This window comes from Colwellia sp. C2M11 (genome assembly GCF_018860915.1).
Lineage (GTDB): Bacteria > Pseudomonadota > Gammaproteobacteria > Enterobacterales > Alteromonadaceae > Colwellia.
Genome location: NZ_JAHKQD010000055.1, coordinates 1 through 19,772, shown reverse-complemented (window position 1 = coordinate 19,772; position 19,772 = coordinate 1). Strand labels below are relative to the sequence as shown.

General features: G+C 37.1%; 18 protein-coding genes, 1 tRNA gene and 2 pseudogenes. 11 read left to right on the top strand and 10 right to left on the bottom strand.

All coding sequences use genetic code 11. The features are described 5' to 3' along the window. Positions 1–77 precede the first annotated feature (77 nt). The gene (locus KO509_RS17230; RefSeq protein WP_215974497.1) at positions 78–1,259 is read left to right on the top strand and encodes an acetyl-CoA C-acyltransferase; all 1,182 of its coding nucleotides are present in this window, start codon (positions 78–80) and stop codon (positions 1,257–1,259) included. Positions 1,260–1,378: 119 nt separating this feature from the next. Next, on the top strand, positions 1,379–3,037 hold the full coding sequence (locus KO509_RS17225; protein WP_215974625.1) for an AMP-binding protein: 1,659 nt from the start codon (positions 1,379–1,381) through the stop codon (positions 3,035–3,037). Here the strand turns inward: KO509_RS17225 and KO509_RS17220 are convergent. Beyond that, positions 3,026–3,211 (bottom strand): hypothetical protein, encoded by a 186-nt coding sequence (locus KO509_RS17220; protein ID WP_215974496.1) that lies wholly within the window; start codon positions 3,209–3,211, stop codon positions 3,026–3,028. The two genes, KO509_RS17225 and KO509_RS17220, sit on opposite strands and share 12 nt — an antisense overlap. On the opposite strand from KO509_RS17220, the gene KO509_RS17215 reads away from it, so the two are divergent. Both KO509_RS17215 and KO509_RS17210 read left to right on the top strand, forming a co-directional pair. After that, positions 3,210–4,208 (top strand): NADP-dependent oxidoreductase, encoded by a 999-nt coding sequence (locus KO509_RS17215; RefSeq protein WP_215974495.1) that lies wholly within the window; start codon positions 3,210–3,212, stop codon positions 4,206–4,208. The genes KO509_RS17220 and KO509_RS17215 overlap by 2 nt on opposite strands. Positions 4,209–4,326: 118 nt before the next feature. Then, positions 4,327–5,235: a haloalkane dehalogenase gene (locus KO509_RS17210; protein WP_215974494.1), complete on the top strand. Its 909-nt coding sequence runs from the start codon at positions 4,327–4,329 to the stop codon at positions 5,233–5,235. Between the two features lie 100 nt (positions 5,236–5,335). On the opposite strand, the gene KO509_RS17205 is transcribed toward KO509_RS17210, so the two are convergent. The 6 genes from KO509_RS17205 to KO509_RS17180 all read right to left on the bottom strand — a co-directional run bounded on the left by KO509_RS17205 (position 5,336) and on the right by KO509_RS17180 (position 10,607). After that, entirely contained in the window at positions 5,336–6,028 is a 693-nt protein-coding gene (locus KO509_RS17205) for a crotonase/enoyl-CoA hydratase family protein (RefSeq protein ID WP_215974493.1), read from the bottom strand. Between the two features lie 29 nt (positions 6,029–6,057). Then, the gene (locus tag KO509_RS17200) at positions 6,058–6,666 is read right to left on the bottom strand and encodes a glutathione S-transferase family protein (RefSeq protein WP_215974492.1); all 609 of its coding nucleotides are present in this window, start codon (positions 6,664–6,666) and stop codon (positions 6,058–6,060) included. 128 nt (positions 6,667–6,794) lie between these two features. Next, positions 6,795–7,733: a bile acid:sodium symporter family protein gene (locus tag KO509_RS17195; protein ID WP_215974491.1), complete on the bottom strand. Its 939-nt coding sequence runs from the start codon at positions 7,731–7,733 to the stop codon at positions 6,795–6,797. Positions 7,734–7,783: 50 nt separating this feature from the next. After that, the gene (locus tag KO509_RS17190; RefSeq protein ID WP_215974490.1) at positions 7,784–8,911 is read right to left on the bottom strand and encodes a DUF2855 family protein; all 1,128 of its coding nucleotides are present in this window, start codon (positions 8,909–8,911) and stop codon (positions 7,784–7,786) included. A 92-nt stretch (positions 8,912–9,003) separates the two neighbouring features. Then, a complete protein-coding gene (locus KO509_RS17185) occupies positions 9,004–9,939 on the bottom strand; it encodes an alpha/beta hydrolase (RefSeq protein WP_215974489.1) in 936 nt (311 codons plus the stop codon). Between the two features lie 5 nt (positions 9,940–9,944). Continuing rightward, positions 9,945–10,607 carry a nitroreductase gene (locus KO509_RS17180; protein WP_215974488.1) on the bottom strand — a complete coding sequence of 221 codons (663 nt, stop codon included), beginning with the start codon at positions 10,605–10,607 and terminating at the stop codon, positions 9,945–9,947. A gap of 512 nt (positions 10,608–11,119) precedes the next feature. Between KO509_RS17180 and KO509_RS17175 the strand changes: the two genes are divergently transcribed. The 6 genes from KO509_RS17175 to KO509_RS17150 all read left to right on the top strand — a co-directional run bounded on the left by KO509_RS17175 (position 11,120) and on the right by KO509_RS17150 (position 17,580). Then, the gene (locus tag KO509_RS17175) at positions 11,120–12,916 is read left to right on the top strand and encodes an acyl-CoA dehydrogenase C-terminal domain-containing protein (RefSeq protein WP_215974487.1); all 1,797 of its coding nucleotides are present in this window, start codon (positions 11,120–11,122) and stop codon (positions 12,914–12,916) included. A gap of 455 nt (positions 12,917–13,371) precedes the next feature. Continuing rightward, a tRNA-Ser gene (locus KO509_RS17170) sits at positions 13,372–13,462 on the top strand. Between the two features lie 1,028 nt (positions 13,463–14,490). Beyond that, positions 14,491–14,763, top strand: a complete 273-nt coding sequence (locus KO509_RS17165) for a hypothetical protein (protein ID WP_129947049.1) — start codon at positions 14,491–14,493, stop codon at positions 14,761–14,763. A 108-nt stretch (positions 14,764–14,871) separates the two neighbouring features. Further along, entirely contained in the window at positions 14,872–15,648 is a 777-nt protein-coding gene (locus KO509_RS17160) for a hypothetical protein (protein ID WP_215974486.1), read from the top strand. A 108-nt stretch (positions 15,649–15,756) separates the two neighbouring features. Next, positions 15,757–16,410: a hypothetical protein gene (locus tag KO509_RS17155; RefSeq protein WP_215974485.1), complete on the top strand. Its 654-nt coding sequence runs from the start codon at positions 15,757–15,759 to the stop codon at positions 16,408–16,410. A gap of 672 nt (positions 16,411–17,082) precedes the next feature. Beyond that, entirely contained in the window at positions 17,083–17,580 is a 498-nt protein-coding gene (locus KO509_RS17150) for a hypothetical protein (protein WP_215974484.1), read from the top strand. A 217-nt stretch (positions 17,581–17,797) separates the two neighbouring features. Here the strand turns inward: KO509_RS17150 and KO509_RS17145 are convergent. Both KO509_RS17145 and KO509_RS17140 read right to left on the bottom strand, forming a co-directional pair. Continuing rightward, a pseudogene (locus tag KO509_RS17145) lies at positions 17,798–17,929 on the bottom strand (IS110 family transposase); the annotation flags it as partial. A 351-nt stretch (positions 17,930–18,280) separates the two neighbouring features. Then, positions 18,281–18,412: pseudogene (locus KO509_RS17140) on the bottom strand (IS110 family transposase); the annotation flags it as partial. Between the two features lie 128 nt (positions 18,413–18,540). On the opposite strand from KO509_RS17140, the gene KO509_RS17135 reads away from it, so the two are divergent. Next, a complete protein-coding gene (locus KO509_RS17135; RefSeq protein ID WP_252727694.1) occupies positions 18,541–18,945 on the top strand; it encodes a GNAT family N-acetyltransferase in 405 nt (134 codons plus the stop codon). 139 nt (positions 18,946–19,084) lie between these two features. Here KO509_RS17135 and gloA read toward each other — a convergent pair whose 3' ends face one another. After that, positions 19,085–19,612 carry a lactoylglutathione lyase gene (gloA, locus tag KO509_RS17130; protein WP_159820038.1) on the bottom strand — a complete coding sequence of 176 codons (528 nt, stop codon included), beginning with the start codon at positions 19,610–19,612 and terminating at the stop codon, positions 19,085–19,087. Positions 19,613–19,772: the final 160 nt, after the last annotated feature.

The window sequence follows — 19,772 nt, the reverse complement described above, 5'->3', positions numbered from 1 at the left end:
GTAATTAATAAGTAACTAATAACTAAGTCATTGAGCTAAGTCATTGAACTAATTCATAGAAGTAATGGGGAGTCATCATGAGAGAAGCAGTAATAGTATCAGTAGCGCGTACGCCAATAGGTAAAGCATATCGCGGCGCATTTAATGATTTATCAGCACCAACATTGGCAGCGGTTGCGGTAAAAGCAGCAGTAGAGCGTTCGGGCATTGATGCTAACGAAATTGAAGACTGTATTTTTGGTGCAGCATTAACGCAAGGTAATCAAGGCATGAACTTTGGTCGTCAAGTTGCTATGGCTGCCGAGTTACCAGTATCAGTTGCTGGTATGACGATTGATCGTCAATGTTCATCAGGTTTAATGTCGATAGCAACGGCAGCAAATCATATTGTTTGTGATGGTGCTCAGGTTGTTGTTGCTGGTGGGTGTGACTCTATTAGTTTAGTACAAAATGATAAAATGAATATGCACCGTGCGGTTGACCCAAGTGTAAAAGCTTATCGTCCAGCGATATATATGCCAATGCTAGATACCGCAGAAGTTGTCGCTGAACGTTACAATATTTCAAGATCAGCACAAGACGCTTATGCCCTTAAATCTCAGCAACGTACAGCAGCAGCTCAAGCTGAAAACAAATTTGACGATGAAATTGTCCCTGTAACTGCAACCAAGTTAGTGATGGATAAAGCAACAGGTGATATCAGCAAAGAAGAAGTTACGCTAACTAAAGATGAAGGTAACCGTCCGTCGACTAACCTCGAAGGCTTATCAACATTAAAAACCGTAAAAGAAAACGGTACCATTACCGGCGGTAATGCGTCTCAGCTTTCTGACGGCGCAGCTGCGGTTGTGGTGATGGAACGCGGATTAGCCGAGCAACGTGGTTTAAAACCATTAGGTGCGTATCGAGGTATGGCTGTTGCCGGTTGTGAACCCGATGAAATGGGTATAGGTCCTATTTATGCTATACCTAAATTATTAGCACGTAATAATTTAACGATGGATGACATCGGTTTGTGGGAAATTAATGAAGCTTTTGCTGTGCAAGTTTTATATTGTGCAGAAAAATTGGGCATTCCAGAAGATCGTTTGAATGTAAATGGTGGTGCGATTTCAATAGGGCACCCTTATGGCATGAGTGGTACACGTATGGTTATGCACGCATTAATTGAAGGCAAACGACGCGGTGTAAAGTATGTTGTCATTAGTATGTGTATTGGTGGTGGTCAAGGGGCAGCAGGCTTGTTCGAAGTACTATAATCGTAGGGTTAGTAAATAAATATCAGTAATCATGTATTAGTAAATAAGTTTTCATAAATAAGAGTGCTATGAACAATAATAACAATGGCACTAAAATTAGTGATTGGGGAGAGAAAATAATGGAAAAGATTTGGCTTGAGAAGAGTTATCCGGCAAATGTTGAATTTGAGATAAACCCAGATAAATATAGCTCTTTAGCGGAGTTGTTTTTTAAATACACTAAATTATATAAGGATAATGTAGCGTTCATTAATATGGATACTAGCATTACTTATCAAGAGCTTGAGCAGCAAGCTACCGACTTCGCTGCCTATTTACAATGCGATTTAGGATTAGTGAAAGGTGATAAGTTCGCCATTATGATCCCTAATATTTTGCAATACCCTATTGCACTCTTTGGTGCTCTGATTGCTGGGTTAACGGTCGTAAACGTGAATCCACTCTACACACCGCGTGAATTACAACATCAATTAAAGGATTCTGGTGCCAAATCTATCCTAATCCTTGAAAATTTTGCCAATGTATTGGAAAGCGTTATTGATAACACTGATGTTGAGAAAGTCATAATTACTGGTGTTGGTGACCGATTAAGTAAAGTGAAAGGGGCAATTGTTAATTTCGTCTTAAAATACGTTAAAAAACAAGTACCAGCATATAACTTACCAAATGCAGTTAGGTTTAATCAAGCCATGGCAAAAGGTGCGAAGCTTAACTTTACCTCAGTGCCTGTTAATGGTGAAGATTTAGCTTTTCTACAATATACCGGTGGTACAACAGGACCTTCAAAAGGCGCAATGTTAACTCACCGTAATTTAATTGCAAATATTGAACAATCTAATGCATCGACTAAAAATGTTTACGAAATAGGTAAAGAAATAATGGTCACGGCTTTACCTTTGTATCATATCTTTGCATTAACCTCTAATTGCTTGTCTTTTATGCCTTTTGGGGGCGCAAATCTATTAATTACCAACCCAAGAGATTTAGATGGTTTTGTTAAAGAATTAGCTAAATATCCTTTCACTGCTATTACAGGGGTTAACACTTTATTTAATGGTTTATTGCATACGCCAGGCTTTGAGCAACTTGACTTTAGTCATTTAAAACTAGGTTTTGCTGGTGGTATGGCGGTACAGCGTCCAGTGGCCGAATTCTGGGAAAAAGTAACAGGAACACGTTTATTAGAAGGGTACGGCCTAACGGAATGTGCCCCATTAGTGACGATGAGCCCTTATAACCAAGAAAGCTACAATGGCTCTATTGGTGTACCAGCACCGTCAACCGATATACGTTTAATTGGTGATGACGGTAAAGAAGTTGCGTTAGGTGAGCCCGGTGAAATGTGGGTGAAAGGACCACAAGTAATGAAAGGTTATTATAACCGTCAAGATGCAACTGATGAAGTATTGCAAGACGGTTGGCTAGCAACGGGTGATATTGCCACCGTTGATGAAAACGGTTTTTTCAATATTGTTGACCGCAAAAAAGACATGATCATTGTTTCAGGGTTTAATGTTTTCCCAAATGAAATTGAAGAAGTGCTTGTTATGCATGAAGGGATCCTAGAAGCAGCTGCCATTGGTGTTAAAAACGAGGTTACTGGTGAAGCCGTAAAAGTATTTATTGTTAAGAAGGATCCTAACTTATCAGAAAAAGATATTTTCGATTTGTGTCATGAAATGCTGACTAACTATAAACGTCCTAAATTTATTGAATTTATGGATGACTTACCGAAAACAAATGTCGGAAAAGTCTTAAGAAAAGAATTACGAGAATAAGTCACAAGTAATAGCACTTTCATTAAGTTTATTAACATGACTATTTGCCAATATAGGCTTAATAGAAAGTAACAACAGCGTTATCTGATGTGTTGATTCATTAGATAACGCTGTATCACATTGCTGTACCTCAACGCCGCACATCAGGGCAGCACCAAAAAAGAGAAACATCATGACTACTTATACCGCAATTAATTTAATCGCTCGTCCAACTGGAGGGCCAATAGGTCCAGAATTATTTGACGTTGTACAACTTGATATGCCAACGGTGGGTAACGGGCAATTTTTAGTAAAACAAAATCACATGTCGTTAGACCCTGCAATGTTTGGTTGGATGAGCCCAGATACTGAAAGCTATATTCCACCCGTGGCATTAGGTGATGTTATGCGCAGCTCTGGTATTGGTGAAATAGTAGAAAGTAATCATCCTGATTTTAACGTAGGTGATCGTGTTATGGGCATGATGGGTTGGAAAGAATACCATTTAAGTGACGGCACAGGATTAAATAAAGTGTCTGCGCCACTCCCAGACGAAGCTATTTTATCTGTTTTTGCCTTACCTGGTTTAACGGCTACACAAGGTTTATATAGTATTGGTAAGCCGCAAAAAGGTGAAACCTTAGTCGTGTCTGGTGCCGCAGGCTCAGTTGGCTCTATTGTGGGGCAGCTAGCTAAAGCGGACGGTTTAACGGTTATAGGTGTCGTTGGTAGTGATGAGAAAGCCGATTGGGTTATTAACGAATTAGGTTTTGATGGCGCGGTTAACTACAAATCAGCAAACTTGCCTGAAGAGTTAGCCAAACTAACGCCACGTGGTGTTGATGTTTACTTTGAGAATACTGGTGGGCCAATACAACATCACGTATTTGATCGCATGAACGCCCATGGCCGAATTGCTGTTTGTGGCTTGATTGCGGATTATCCAAAGCAAACACCAGATTTAGGTCCAAACTGGATACCTATCATTAAAAAGCGTTTAACGGTTCAAGGTTTTACCATGCCAGATCATTTCGGTGAGATTCCAGCGTTATTAGAAAAACTTACACCGTATGTCATGGCAGGGAAAATCAAACATCGTGCGCATGTTCTTGATGGTTTACCGTCAGCAATGACAGGGTTGAACTTATTTTTTACTGGCAAAAACAAAGGTAAGTTGATTGTTAAAATTTAAGTAAACTCATTTTGACTTATTTTAACTTAAATGGATTTAACTTAACTGAATTTAACTTAACTTAACTTAACTTAGCTTAATCACATAACACCAATAATTATAAAAAATAAGGACTCATATGGACTTTTTAAGAACTGACGATAGTTGCTTTTCAACGTTAGAAGGTTATAAATTTTCACCCCATTATTTATCAGTTGATGATACTGAAGGTGGGCAACTTAGAGTCCATTATGTTGATGAAGGCCCTAAAGATGCCCAGCCAATATTGTTATTACACGGTGAGCCATCATGGAGCTATTTATACCGTAAAATGATACCACCACTGGTTGGGGCAGGTTATCGCGTTATTGCACCTGACTTGGTTGGTTTTGGTCGCTCTGATAAACCAACAAAACGCACTGATTATACCTATCAACGTCATGTTGACTGGATGCACAGTGTGCTTAATCAGTTGGAATTAACAACTATTACGTTATTTTGTCAAGATTGGGGTGGGTTAATCGGTTTACGTTTAGTCGCAGAGCAAAGTGATCGATTTGCCCGAGTTGTTGCAGCAAATACTATGCTACCTACAGGAGAACATTCTCCGGGCGAAGCTTTTATGAAGTGGCAAAAAAACTCGCAAGAAATGCCAGTATTTCCAGCTGCTAGTGTTATTAATGGCGGTACAAATTCAGATTTAACGCCGGAAATCCTCGCTGGCTACAATGCTCCTTACCCGGAAGAAAGTTATAAAGAAGGTGCTCGTCAGTTTCCATTATTGGTGCCAACTAGCCTTGATGATCCCGCATCAAAAAGTAATATTGCTGCTTGGCAGGTGTTAACTCAGTGGAATAAGCCATTTTTAACAGCATTTAGTGATAACGATCCTATTACTTGCGGTGCAGATAAAATATTACAAAAACTTATTCCTGGTACCAAAGGGCAGGCGCATACAACCATTGAAAATGGCGGGCATTTCTTACAAGAAGATCAAGGTGAGAAAATAGCGCAAGTTATTATTGATTTTATCAAAGCCAATAACTAAGCTTTTAATACCAATCTCACTAACGATGAGATCATTTCTACTTGTTAAAATAAAAAAGAGGACTTAAACAGTCCTCTTTTTTTTCGTACAGTTGCTTGTACTACAGCTTTAATACAATGGTTGAATCAAGTACGATAGCTGCATCTAAAGCCGCTAACATACCTTTTCTTTCTTTTAATTTAGTACCATGATGTGCTGTCATATTTAACGTTAGCATTTGTTTAGCGATACGCTTCGCCGTTACCATTAACTGCTCCGGCTCTACTACCGTATCTAAAAAACCTGCGGGAATTGCTGCTTCTGGTGAAAACAATTCTGCGTTAATGACTGAACGTGTTAAATAATTAATTGGAATGCGATTACGCGCGACTTCTATACCCGCTTGATGCATCGTCATACCAATGGCAACTTCATTTAAGCCTATTTTAAATGCGCCTAAACTGCCAACACGGTGATCGCAACTCAATAACAAAAAGGCACCTTTCGCTATTGCATGACCAGTACATGCGCCGATAATAGGGAATGGAAATGACAACATCCGACGTGATAATGTTGAACCCGCAGTAACTAATGCTACCGCTGACTCTGAACTTTCTTTCATAGTTTTCAAGTCAAAACCACCTGAGAATATTCCCGGTTGGCCAGTTAAAATAACGACAGCACCTGCCGATTCTGCTTGATCTAAAGCATCATTTATTTCCACAATCACCTGAGGAGAAATAGCGTTAACCTTGCCATTTTTTAAGGTAATTGTTGCAATTTGTTCAGTAATATCTAAATCGATTAATTCCACGGTATTTCCTCGTGCTAAATAATTATAATCTAACCAAAACTTGCTGCTTTTTGATAGGCAGGTCTTTGCTTCATATTTACAAGATAAGCTTTGATATGTGTTCTGTTTTCTAACAAGCCAAGGTTATCAGCGATGTCTAACATAATTGTCATCATAATATCTGCTGCGCTAAAAGCACCGTCAGCAAAATAAGTACGTTGGCTTAACGTATCGTCAATATATGAAAAGTCTAGCTGTAGTTCTTTCGCAATATAACCATCAAGCGGTTTGTTACCCTCACGGGTTTCCATCGACATTAATAAGCTACTGATTATTGGTAAACTTAATGACCCTTCAGCAAAATGAAGCCATTCTAGATATTGATAGTATTGAGCGCTATCAATCTTAGGTCTTAAAGTATCATTGCTTGCTTGGTTAAGAATATAGCCCATTATTGCGCCGGATTCACATAAGGTAACATCGTTATCAACAATAATAGGAGCCTTAGCTAATGGGTGAATTTTCTTCAAACTTTCAGGCGCTAAACCTGTTTGCGAGTCTCGTTCGTGATTAACTATGTTATAGGGCATATTCAGTTCTTCTAGTAACCAAATAACGCGAGTTGAACGTGACTTATTTAAATGGTGAATCGTTATCATAATAAGGTAATGCCTTAAATTTTTTGTACAGCTTCAACACTAGAGTTTAAGCTGTAAATGGAGTAATAGAATAACAGTATAACTTAAAAAAACTGCTTATAACTTACCGTAACAACAAGAAATTAAAGTTACGCAAGCTCATCAATAACATTGCTTTGCTTTTTAACTTTTTGTTGTTGTTTTAGTGCTAGCTCTACGTTAACTTTCGAGCGAAAAAATCGCACTAGCATTCCTGCAGTAAACAGCATAATTAAAGTGTATATTGCTGGCGTAAATGACATTTGATAATTCGCTAATAAAGTGAGTGCCATAAACATTGATAAAGTACTGTTTTGCAGGCCAACTTCAATTGTAATAGAAGTGGTTTGTGCCGCATTCAAACCAAACCAACGACTCGAATAATAGCCTAATGCCATGGTAGAAATATTAAGAATAAGTGACACAGGGCCAGTTGCAATAATGGCAGACACAATAATGTCTTGCTGAATATAGGTTAAAAACATGACTAATAGGGTTAAAAATAATACGCCAAATCTTGCTACATGTATTTGTGAGCTATCGGCAAATTTAGGGGCAAACGCTTTAATTAACATACCAATAATAATAGGTACTATCGTTAACTTCATTAAACTTATCATGGTTGCCATCATAGGTAATTGAAATTCATTGCCTTGCCCCATAAAATGCTGCAAAGATAAATTTAACACAACCGGAATAGTGAAAACGGTTATCAAACTAGCTACCGCTGTCATGGTAACTGACAGGGCAACATCGCCTTTCGCCAAATGGGTAAACATGTTTGAGGTGGTTCCGCCTGGACATAGCACGAGTAGCATTAAACCAACGGCATATTCAGGCTCTAGTGGCATAATATTAGCTAATCCAAAACCAATCAGAGGTAAAAGTATTAGCTGATTGAGTAAACCTACGGACACTGCTTTTGGGTATTTTAATACGCGCTTAAAGTCGTTAGGAACAAGCGATAATCCCATCCCCATCATAATGAGAAATATGCAAATAGGAACGACTTTCGTATTGACCATTGTTATTAACTCTGTGCCTTCCATATTCATATCTCCAATTATTAAATAGTTTATGTCTTGTGGGGTTAGTTAACTCATAAAGAGATTATTTGCCCCGTATTAGCATTTGACGTTCCTGATAACACGCGTTGATAAATAGTGTTGATTTTTTCACTGTCTGTTGTGTGCTCTATCGTGATGGTGCTTTGGCAAAATTGAATATAATTGAGTAATGACAAGCCGATTTTTTGCATTACTGTATTAGTACCCCAGTCATCTATCCGCTTTTTAAGTTGTGTCGGGGCAAAAAAGAAGGTTGGCGTAACGCCAGGTAAGGTTGATATTTTACTTAGTTCATCTGGTAATGAATCATCATGATGGGTTACGCCTATACGGCATGAATAACGTAATTGATCGCCAAAATGATAATGAATTTTTGACAAAATACTTTGGCTACCAGCCATATCAACCACAACTGATAATTGCTTAGCGTCTAAGGTGGCAATTTCGTCATAGCTAATGACTTCATCATAGCAACCTAAAGAGGCGACAAAATCACGATGAGTTGCAGAAGTAATACCAATACTCGGGATTGTTCCTCGCTGTTTAATCGCAAAGGCAAGGGCTATGCTGGTTTTACTTGATGCACTGGTAATTAAGTATTGCGAAGCACCAAAATACTGATTGTCATCGATAAAATCATCAACCAGCCAGGAGGTAGTAAATAAACCACGAACAAGTATGTCGAAATCTTCATTTTCTACTGAATAAAAAGGGTTAGCACTTACAAGTTCAAATACTGAATATAAAGGAGCAAGTCCTTTTCTATAGGGGCTTACATCTGAAAAACCATTTTTATTAACGTTACCTGCTATAATTTTTACGTGGCTTGCCATCGGCATGAAGCCCCAAACGCGTTGGCCTACGCTAATGTGCTCATTATTTGATGCAACAACGTTAGCAAATCCCATCACTGGTAATCGACCCCATTGTTTTTCACTTGTTTGCTCTGTAGGAAAAAATCGCCAATAACCTAAACTATCACCCGCTACTCCATAACTGATGTTATTGGCGGTAAGGGCAAATTTATCGACTTTAAGCACAACTTCATTTTCGCCCAGTGGCATTGTTATTGTTGATGTTGTTAAGCGTGTTGTTTGTAAATTGGCTTTTTCAACCTCAAATGTTTGAACGTTAATATCCTGCATTTTAGTACCTTGCATTTTAATTTCCTTAACTTGTCATATTTGTCCATTTACTATGCTTGTCACCTTGGTAAGTTTTAGCTAGCAACAAGGGGATGTTTACGGCAATATTACTCGTTAATAAAGTGGGCAATTGCGCTGTTAATCTCGGTTGATTTTTCATGCGTAAGCCAGTGCGTAGCATCACAAAAACGTTCAATACGGCAATCGGGTACGTATTCTTCAATACCACTAAGGTTCTCATTGACAAAAGCTTGATCATTTTCCCCCCAGAGAATAAGTGTTGGCAGATTGATTCTTATTTTTGGAATTCTCATTTTGCTTAGATCAGAGACTTGTACGGGATTATCCTTACTTTCTTTTTCATGGTGCGAATTAGGATTAGCAGCAAGTTGTGGCATCGCACGATAATATTGCAGCATACCGTTAATGGCATCAGGTTGTTGCCATGCTTGCTGGTAATTGTTAATTTCTTCGTCGGTAAAAATAGCTGGAGTTGACGCTACTAATATCTTTTCACGTAAGAATTTATAATTATTATCAGCTAATAAATGTTCAGCTCCCGCGCTGATCAATTGATGAATGTAGGCACTTTTTTCTCGTTGAATTGGATTATTGATCATTTCACGGGTAAAAGTACTTGGATGAGCAGCATTTAAAATAATCAGTTTTTCAATATATTGGGGGTAGAAAGCAGCTAATGGCCAAGCTATTGCGCCGCCCCAATCATGAGCGATTAAGTAGACTTTTTTACTTGGGCTGACAGCACGAATAAACTTGGTAAAAAATTCAATTAAATTAGGTATTTCGTAAAACGAAACATCTTCAGGTTTACCGCTCATGTTATAGCCCGGTAAATCAGGCGCAATAACATGATAATCAGTACAAAAGTAATCGAGTTGAGCTTGCCACGTTTGCCAATATTCAGGAAAGCCATGTAAAAATAGTAAAGTAGAGCCTTCTAAAGCTTTATTTTTAGTAGGACCCGCTGACACGTAATGAATGTTAACGTCATCAATAAGTACGAAGTTACTTTGAAGTTTCATGGTGATTAATTAAAAAAAGAAACAGCGTTATTAAGTGATTCACGTTCGGTACGTGTGTTATTGACCGCAGCACTTTCGTCGGCGTAACCAAACGACATGCCGAACAAAATACCGCGTTGTTCAGGTAACTGTAGGACTTTTTTAACCGGATCTGGAAATTGTCCTAAGGCACCTTGCATACAACATGAAATTCCATGTTCTTCCAGTAGTAAGGCTAGTGTTTGTGCATAAATACCAAGGTCGACCGCGCCCATAATGTCTAAATATTTGTCCATAGTAAAAAAGGCAGCATGAGGTGCATCAAAAAATTGCCAGTTGCGTAACATCGACATTTGTCGTCCTGTTTTATCTTCACGACTAACACCTATTGAACTGTATAGCGCATTAGCAGAGCCAAACTGACGTTCGCGATGAATCCCTTCATATTTAGCTACCCAATTAAAATCAGGGTTAGGTGCAATACCTTTCATCACTGCAGCAACTAAATCAGCTTTTAATTGCTCTTTTGTATTGCCAGAAACAACGCAGGTCTGCCAAGGCTGTACATTGCAATTTGAAGGTGCTTGTTGGGCTTGGCTAAAGATTGATTCTAATAAATCTTGTGGTACAGGTTTGTCTAAATAAGCGCGAACAGAATAGCGTTTTTCTAATAGAGCATTCAATAACATAAGAAAACCTTAATAATGTGTAAATTAATAACTGTTACTTTTATATGTTAAAAATAGCATTAACAGTAACTTAAAGATAAATGTATGTAATTTAGTATCACTCATGCTAAAGCCGATATTTTTATAATGCCAATGAATAATTATCATTGTGATGTATTCATAAAACATATAGTTATCAAAATAAGCGGGATGAAAAAATAAATATCCCTTGTAGTAACGGAATAACAAGGAAGTTACCGAGAATTAGTCAAAATAATAGCGATGCTTAATTTTCTTGAGTATACGAATAATTAATAGTTTCTTATAAGTAATATTCATTTGTTTTATATACCTTGGGTAATTAGCATGACTAGTAGAGTAAAGGTAATAGCGAATGTTCAGTAATCACCTTGCTACCTAAACGTACTGGCGAATTGATATAGCTGCTCCTACTGTTACTGAGTATTTAAATCGGTATTGATAAAAAAACTGATTAAATTTTTTGATTAAAAAAATAATACGGAGAGAGAAAAATGCCTGAGTATAAAGCGCCAATTAGAGATATAAAGTTTGTTATGAATGAGTTGTTAGATTGTGATACACACTACCAGCAACTCGGTTACACTGATGCCACAGAAGATATGATAGATGCTATTCTAACTGAAGCGGCTAAATTTACTGAACAGGTTATTGCTCCGATAAACCAAATTGGTGATCAACAAGGCTGTACTTGGAAAGAGGGTGTAGTAACAACACCTGATGGTTTTAAAGATGCTTATAAACAATATGTTGACGGCGGTTGGCCGACATTATCACAAAGTGTAGAGTTTGGTGGGCAAGGGTTGCCACATTCACTTAATAGTGCCATTAGCGAAATGATGTCTTCTGCTAATCATAGTTTTGCGATGTATCCCGGTTTAAGTCATGGTGCACTTGCAACCATTGAAGCGCACGGTACTGAGACACAAAAACAACAGTTTATGCCTAAGCTTGTTGAAGGCAGCTGGACCGGCACAATGTGTTTAACCGAGCCTCATTGTGGCACTGACTTAGGTATGCTTCGCACAAAAGCCGAATTAAATGACGACGGCAGTTATTCATTAACGGGCACAAAAATATTTATTTCAGCAGGTGAACATGACTTGTCTGACAATATTGTACATATTGTTATTGCACGTATTCCAGGCTCGCCTGAAGGCAGTAAAGGTATCTCTCTTTTTATCGTACCAAAATTCAATGTGAACGACGACGGTACCATTGCCGATAGAAACGGCGTAAATTGTGGTTCGATTGAACATAAAATGGGTATCAACGCCAATGCTACATGTGTTATTAATTTCGATGGTGCCAAAGGTTATCTTATTGGTGAAGTAAATCGTGGTTTGAACTGTATGTTTACCTTTATGAATGCTGCACGTTTAGGTGTTTCACTTGAAGGCACGGCAGCTACTGAAGCGTCTTTTCAAGGTGCATTAGCGTATGCAAAAGACCGCTTACAAATGCGATCTATTAGTGGCGTTAAAAACCCTAATGGTCCTGCTGATCCCATTATTGTTCACCCTGATGTTCGTCGTATGCTGTTAACCCAGAAGTCTATTGCTGAAGGTGGTAGAGCACTAGTTGGGTATTTATCACAATTAGTTGATATAACGCATGCAGGAAAGGATAAAGCTAAAATAGCTGAAGCAGATACAACGCTTGCTTTATTAACACCTATAGCAAAAGCGCTATTAAGTGAATTAGGGTTTGAATGTACAAGTCACGGCGTACAAATTTTTGGTGGCCATGGCTTTATAAAAGAGTGGGGCATGGAACAACTAATGCGCGATACTAAAATTAGTTGTTTATATGAAGGTACTACCGGTATTCAAGCCTTAGACTTACTTGCACGTAAAGTATTAGGCAGTAAAGGTGCGATTCTAGAACCATTTATGGTTGATATTGGCGCATTTTGTCAGGCAAATGCTGGTAATCCTGCAATGGCGCAACATATACAAGCATTAGGTGCTTACTGTAAACAATGGCAAGAAATTACGACAGACGTGGGTAAAAAAGCAATGAGCAATGCTGATGAAATTGGTGGCGCATCGGTAGATTACTTAATGTTTGCTGGTTATGTAACCTTAGCTTATTTTTGGGCGAAAATGGCAGCAGTAGCTCACAGTAAATTAGAAAGTGCTGGTGAAGATAAAGCTTTTTATGAAACAAAACTTCAAACCGCAGATTTTTACTTTAAACGTATATTGCCGCGCGCTCAAGGACACGCAGCTTGTATTGAAGGTGGTGTTGACTCAATGATGGCAATACCAAGTGAAAACTTCGCCTTTTAATTATTATTAACGCAACGTTAGCGTCAGTAATATTTTAATGGTTAAATTTCATAAGCACAGCAATATAAAATAGTAATACAAAGTAGTAACTAATGTTGGCTCATAGCGTTGGTAACTACTTTTGTTTTTTATAAACAATGTAATTTAGTTTAATTAGCCTGAACTCAGGCTAATTATTGCCAATAAAAAGCCAATAGTGAAAAATAACAACCTAATAATAAAGCCAGAATATTAATGAAACTAATAAAAGGGGGCATAAGCGAAAATATAAACATAAATAAAAATGCCTGAAATATGAACAAAGTACATAAGAACCATTAGTTTCTGATGATTAATTCAGCACTTAATCAAAATAAAGTAAAAAAATGCAAAATAAGCGAAATTAGCACTTTACAAGAGCGTAACGAAACTTTAATATTCGCCTCGTTCTGAAGCAGCAATGCTTTTTAACTTCAGGTGAGATGGCTGAGTGGTCGAAAGCACCGGTCTTGAAAACCGGCAAGGGTTTGTAGCCCTTCTAGAGTTCAAATCTCTATCTCACCGCCACATTCTAAGAAACCGCTATATTAATTTATAGCGGTTTTTTTTCGTCTGGAGATTGTTAAATATAAACCCGAGGTTTGTAGCGCTGCATCTTCGAGTAGAGTTCAAATCGCTATTTTTACTGCCACATTTAGAGAAACCCGTTAATCGAAAGATTAACGGGTTTTTTGCTTTTAGGAATATAGGAAATAAGGTTTGTAGCGTTACACCTTCGAGTAGAGTTCAAATCGCTATTTTCACCGCCACATTCTAAGAAACCGCTATATTAATTTATAGCGGTTTTTTTTCGTCTGGAGATTGTTAAATACAACTCCGTGGTTTGTAGCGTTACATCTTCGAGTAGAGTTCAAATCGCTATTTTCACCGCCACATTTAGAGAAACCCGTTAATCGAGAGATTAACGGGTTTTTTGCTTTTAGTAATATAGGAAATAAGGTTTGTAGCGTTACACCTTCGAGTAGAGTTCAAATTTTTATCTCACCGCCACATTCTAAGAAACCGCAACTTTAACGAGTTGCGGTTTTTTTTCGTCTAAAGTTTGCTAAATACAACTCCGTGGTTTGTAGCGCTGCATCTTCGAGTAGAGTTCAAGTTTTTTCTGTTTGTTATCTGTAACGTTTAACTCGAATTACATCTTGAAGCGACAGTAAAAAAGGAGATTTGATAATTATAAAAACATCCCAGCTAGCTGTGTATTTATACAGTTATAATGTGTTTTCAACAAAAACGCAGTTTTTTTGTGTAGAAAGTGAGCACTAATATGCTCACTTTTTACATAGGTGAATTTCTAATTTATTGATTTATGGTATTTAAATTTTTAAGCACTGCGTCATACTCAGCACAAAATAGCTGAGTATGACGCAGTGCTTAGTTTCTACAAACTTAATGTTTAAAATAAAATCACCTATTTTACTATAAAGCTTTGACAGGTAATGATTTAATTATTATTGTTTTGTTATTCTTTTATTTCATAATCCGTTACTATCGTGAATTATGGATAATATACTGTTATATCTTACAAGGAGTATGTAATGAATGATTTCAATTTCAACAATTGTAGGAATTTTTTGGAAAGAGTTATTGAAGCCAACCCTGAAAATTCCGAATTAGTTAAGGCTTATGTAACACTTATTGAGAAAAAAACAGAAGCCGACATTCAGTTTTTAAAAGGCGATGAAGCTGTTCGCAAAGAGTGGGAAAAGAATTTGACTGAACGAATGAAAGATCAAACAGAAGTTCAGAAAAAATCTATTGAAAAAGGAAGCCCACTAATTCAACCAAGCTTCGTTCAACCTCAGATATAACAAGGCGCTCAAGAACGGACAAAAAACAGTTGGCTTTTGCTCGTTCCTCGCTATTTTAGCCAACAATTTTTTGCCGCTTAGCGTGGCGTTAGGTTAATAAAGGGATTTATGCTCACTACCGAGTTCGAAGATAAAATCATAGAGCTTTTAGAAGAGAGGCCCGCACCAGCAAAGCACTCTGCAAGAGCTGCCATTAATCATATAGAAATGGCTTTTAAAATAGAAAATATTGATCCTGAGATGGCTGTATTTAGAGCTATTTGCGCTGAAGAAGAAGCTGCAACAGCGATAATTAAATCACTAAAAAGGCTAAAATATCCTGGATCAAAGTCACTAAATTTTAGGAGCCATGTTCATAAATCTGCGATTTACCCATTTGTGTGCGCTATTACTCGAAATCTTGCTCAGCTAAAAGAGGTTATTAAAGACCCTAAAATAGTGTTAAATGAGGAACTATCACCTAACGGTGAAACGCTTGTAAGAATAAGGTATACACAATTCTTTCAAGACTCATTTAATAACATTGAAGAAAAATGGGCATACCCATATCCTCCCCTTAACTTTTCTTTTAAGTACAACGGAGGAGAATATGACTTTGCTAATGAGCTAAATCAAATAGCAAATGAATCTGAATTTGATGAGATTCTTAAATATGTTAAAAAACAGGCTAATAAAAGAAACGAAATAATATATGCTCATACAAATGGAATACCTACCGTTGAGAGTATGGGGGATTTCCTAAAACACAAAAAAAGTGTTGTATTTATTCTTGTTATTATTTATTTAATAATCGACCCATATAAAGAGCATCAATTATTTGTTAATCATTCCATAAAGGCATTACTATCAATGTTAAATTTGATGCCTGATGATGTATTAACCTAACAAGAAATTAAACAAGGACAAAAAACAGTTGGCTTTTTGTTCACTCCGTTCACTTATTTTAGCCAACTACTTTTTGCCTGTTAATTAGGCGTTATGAATGGTGCTGGAATGGAATTTGATAGCTGTAAAGATATAGTAGCCACAATATTCGAATATCAACCTTGGCTTATAGCTCTTGCTGGGGCTCTATTCACACTGCTGTCTGTGTATATCGGACATTGGCTTACTATACGAACGCATAGTAAACGTGCTGATGCCTTAGAACGTGGACTGGATAATGAGGTGCACCTGATAAAGAATTACTTTCAAGGTTGGCTAAAGCAGCTAGTTGATGAGTTCGAGAATCCTTTACGCCCCTCGTATTCGGGTTTTAGCCAAGTTGATATGAGCTGTATTGACTCACTTGTAGTTGAACTAATTGCCGTGAACAGGATTCTTACAAAAGATCAACGAGGCTTGATTTTGAATCTTAAAACTAAAATTAGTGGAATTCCAAAAAAAGATCACCAAAGAGACGAGGCAACAACTTGGTATGAACAGAAAGGGTCTGCTAATGTTCCTACTCCTTGTACGGCTCGTCTAATCATCGATGCTGTTGAGGTTATTAGTTACCTCAACAGCATCGATTCAGGAAAGAAGTTTTCCTTAGAAAATGACGTTCAGTGGGAAGATCATGCAATGCTAGCATTTTCCAAAGCTGGTATTGAATATAAGCAGGAAGTTTGGGAGCGAGTTATGGTTCATGGACCAGAGAATTCATAACAAAGCCAGTCACGGCGACAGCTTTTCAGTTGCGGCTTCGCCTCCACTACATAGCAGCACGTGCTGGCGGCGTTATATTTGCCTTCACATCGGCATTTAAAAAAATGAGATTATCTATTAAATAACAATTAACAAGGACCAATTAACAAGGACAGTCGCTCAAATTTTTTAATACGCAGTTCGCTAACACTACTTATTATAATAACAAACCTTGCAACTTATCTAAGTAATCAATGTTGCCATCGGCGAGTTCTTGATAATGAGCAAGAATGTATAGCAACTTGGGATTGGATTTGTCTTTGTGAAAATCAATATTTCTTTGCATATTTTCAAGCAACTTTTCTAATGTGGCTGCAATATAAGTATCTCTGTTACCGTTTTTTGAAAGGCCAGCATTAGAAATTAAACTAGACAGCCACTTTAATTGTGCAAGCTAAACTGTGCCATAAAATCTACTTTTTAGGTTAAAAAATTTACCTTTCCTTATCTATTTCTTTTATTTAATTCATTAGAGTGATTTATTAAGTTAAGCTGAAGTTGATTATGTTATGAATGAAACCATCAGATTTACGGTCTTATGAGTCATTGGGCATTAGTTATTAGGCATCAGTCTTTAGGTATGAGTGCTTAATTGTTATTTAAATTGTTTTAGTATGATATTAAGGAATTAAATTGAACGGTCGACTTATTTTATCTGGTGTTGTGTCTTTTGTTTTTTATTTTGGTTGGGCATATTGGGCTAATAGTGCAGATAATATTCCTCAGTCTGTTACGCTTCAAGCGGCTTTAGTTCAAGGTGGGTACAGTGGTTTTGTAACCTTATTTTTTACTTTTATCTTAGAGAAAGTTGTTAATAAGTACCGAGGAAGCTGCATTTCTTTAGCTTTTGTAACGCCCATTTTGTGTATGTTTCATTCTAAAACACCGCAAAATATTGCAATTCGACAAAGCTTTAATAATGCGATTACATTGTCAGCGTCGTATTTGGAAGATAAAAAATTAGCAGGGACTTTGTTTGCACCTATTTTTCCTATCGCGGTGCAATCCAGTTTGGTATTGTTAGTGAATATTATTAATCAAACACCTAATTTATTGTTAACGGTTGCACCAAGTATTCTTTTTACTACTTTATATGCGTATACCTACATTTTTGCGCTACTTAAAAAGTAGATAGAGATATAACCCGAAGAAGTTATTTATTTTTGTGTGAAAAGCTTATCTACAGTTGCAGAACAAGCTTATAAAAACATATCCATAAAATATTTAACTTCTGGCATATCTTGTTGTAGTAGAGAATTAACAGGAACAGTCGCTCAAACTTGAAAAACACAGACTTGGCAGCTAATGCTTTATAAATGGGTGCTCTTTTAATTTTGCTAATTTGTTAAAAGGCTGCTTTGTTGCTTAGAATTTTACCTAAGTGTATTGGCTTAGCTCCGCGTTGGTCTTCTATATAAGCCACTTCAGTGAGTATTTTATGTATATCTAAACTAATGAAAAGTATGTTATGTTTTGTCATGCTAACCTCTGTTTTATATTGTTGACATATATTATGGCTCTGGCTTGTAAAATTAACCCACGTTCAGAGGCTAGTATCTTGTGGGGAGTCATTGTGTCTATATGCCTATGGAAGAATTAACAGGGACAGTCGCTCAAACTTATATATCAGAATTAAAGCAACTTTTAGTCAATCGTTAACTAATAATCCATCACCAAGTGTTAATCTGACGGTATCCCCACAAATAAGTGTAAATACAAGCCAATCTAATTCAATAAGAATTAACAGGGACAGTCGCTCAAACTTGAAAAACACAGACTTGGCAGCTAATGCTTTATAAATGGGTGCTCTTTTAATTTTGCTAATTTGTTAAAAGGCTGCTTTGTTGCTTAGAATTTTACCTAAGTGTATTGGCTTAGCTCCGCGTTGGTCTTCTATATAAGCCACTTCAGTGAGTGTTTTATGTATATCTAAACTAATGAAAAGTATGTTATGTTTTGTCATGCTAACCTCTGTTGTATATTGTTGACATATATTATGGCTCTGGCTTGTAAAATTAACCCACGTTCAGAGGCTAGTATCTTGTGGGGAGTCATTGTGTCTATATGCCTATGGAGGCTCTACAAAATTATATGGAAATTCGCAATATTTCCTGGGAGCAAACAATCCCGCTTCGACAAAGTGTTCTTTGGCCAAACAAGCCTCCTGAATATTGCCATGTAGATGGTGATCATGACGCAATGCATTTTGGTGCCTTTGCTAATGACGAGCTTGTTTGTGTTGCTTCCGTATACATAAAATCAAATAAAGCTCGCCTACGTAAGTTTGCTACTAAAACTGATTGTCAAGGCCAAGGCATTGGCTCTCAAATGCTAAAATTTATTCTTCACTCTCTTAATAATACGGTTGTAAATTTTTTTTGGTGTGATGCTAGAGAATCAGCTTTAACTTTCTATCAGCGTTTCGGTATGCAGCCATACGGAGAACGTTTTTATAAAGCTGATGTTTCTTACTTTAAAATGAAAATTGCTTTATAGTACGTTTAAATTAATTAAATTAATGAGGACAGTCGCTCTAACTCCAGCTAAATGGATGAAGTGACTTTTACTTATAGGTAATTGTTTATTTGAATAAAAACCAGCTTTACGGCTGGTTTTTTAGGATTTAGTAAGCAGGTTATTTACCAAAAATAATATCGGTAATGCCCTCTGGTGAGAGTATTTCTATCCAGTAGCCGTCAGGGTCTTTTATAAATGCTAGGCCTTTCATTGAGCCATCATCCGGTTTTTTTACAAACTCTACATCGTATTTTGCAAAGCGTTCACTGGCTGCATAAACATCTGGCACGCTAATACCAATATGACCAAAGCCTTTAGGCTCTTGGTTGCCGCTGTGGTAGCCTTCAAAGCTATCGTCGTTTTCAGTTCCCCAGTTATGAGTAAGCTCAATTAGTGCAGGGCGACCAAATACCCATTTAGCTTTTGTTTTATCATCACCTTGCGGTTGCTCTGGTTCGTAGCCTAAAAAGTACAAAGTAAACTTCATGTCAGGAAAGTCATACTTACCTAATAACTTCATACCTAATACATTTTGATAAAATTCGAGCGACGGCTTTGGATCTTTAATACGCAACATGGTTTGTTGCATCACATAGCCTTTAGTGGCTTGTTCAATTTCCTCTGGAGATTCGTTATAGCTAGACATGGTGATCCTTTCTAAAGTTTATAAAGCGAAAGCATAGATATAATGCTTAAGTTATTATAATCAACCGAAGTTTTAATTTAAACTGCCTAAAAAGCATTGACGAATTAACTGACGAATCGAATTAACAGAGACAGTTGTTTAAATTTGAACAACACAGACT

What these genes read in the sequence shown, in the direction of transcription:
- KO509_RS17135 (WP_252727694.1), top strand. Translation starts at nt 18,541, where the DNA reads ATGGAAATTCGCAATATTTCCTGGGAGCAAACAATCCCGCTTCGACAA.
- KO509_RS17220 (WP_215974496.1), bottom strand. Translation starts at nt 3,211, where the DNA reads ATGATGTTTCTCTTTTTTGGTGCTGCCCTGATGTGCGGCGTTGAGGTA.
- KO509_RS17210 (WP_215974494.1), top strand. Translation starts at nt 4,327, where the DNA reads ATGGACTTTTTAAGAACTGACGATAGTTGCTTTTCAACGTTAGAAGGT.
- KO509_RS17165 (WP_129947049.1), top strand. Translation starts at nt 14,491, where the DNA reads ATGAATGATTTCAATTTCAACAATTGTAGGAATTTTTTGGAAAGAGTT.
- KO509_RS17190 (WP_215974490.1), bottom strand. Translation starts at nt 8,911, where the DNA reads ATGCAAGGTACTAAAATGCAGGATATTAACGTTCAAACATTTGAGGTT.
- KO509_RS17185 (WP_215974489.1), bottom strand. Translation starts at nt 9,939, where the DNA reads ATGAAACTTCAAAGTAACTTCGTACTTATTGATGACGTTAACATTCAT.
- KO509_RS17195 (WP_215974491.1), bottom strand. Translation starts at nt 7,733, where the DNA reads ATGGAAGGCACAGAGTTAATAACAATGGTCAATACGAAAGTCGTTCCT.
- KO509_RS17230 (WP_215974497.1), top strand. Translation starts at nt 78, where the DNA reads ATGAGAGAAGCAGTAATAGTATCAGTAGCGCGTACGCCAATAGGTAAA.
- KO509_RS17225 (WP_215974625.1), top strand. Translation starts at nt 1,379, where the DNA reads ATGGAAAAGATTTGGCTTGAGAAGAGTTATCCGGCAAATGTTGAATTT.
- gloA (WP_159820038.1), bottom strand. Translation starts at nt 19,612, where the DNA reads ATGTCTAGCTATAACGAATCTCCAGAGGAAATTGAACAAGCCACTAAA.
- KO509_RS17180 (WP_215974488.1), bottom strand. Translation starts at nt 10,607, where the DNA reads ATGTTATTGAATGCTCTATTAGAAAAACGCTATTCTGTTCGCGCTTAT.
- KO509_RS17175 (WP_215974487.1), top strand. Translation starts at nt 11,120, where the DNA reads ATGCCTGAGTATAAAGCGCCAATTAGAGATATAAAGTTTGTTATGAAT.
- KO509_RS17200 (WP_215974492.1), bottom strand. Translation starts at nt 6,666, where the DNA reads ATGATAACGATTCACCATTTAAATAAGTCACGTTCAACTCGCGTTATT.
- KO509_RS17215 (WP_215974495.1), top strand. Translation starts at nt 3,210, where the DNA reads ATGACTACTTATACCGCAATTAATTTAATCGCTCGTCCAACTGGAGGG.
- KO509_RS17160 (WP_215974486.1), top strand. Translation starts at nt 14,872, where the DNA reads ATGCTCACTACCGAGTTCGAAGATAAAATCATAGAGCTTTTAGAAGAG.
- KO509_RS17155 (WP_215974485.1), top strand. Translation starts at nt 15,757, where the DNA reads ATGGAATTTGATAGCTGTAAAGATATAGTAGCCACAATATTCGAATAT.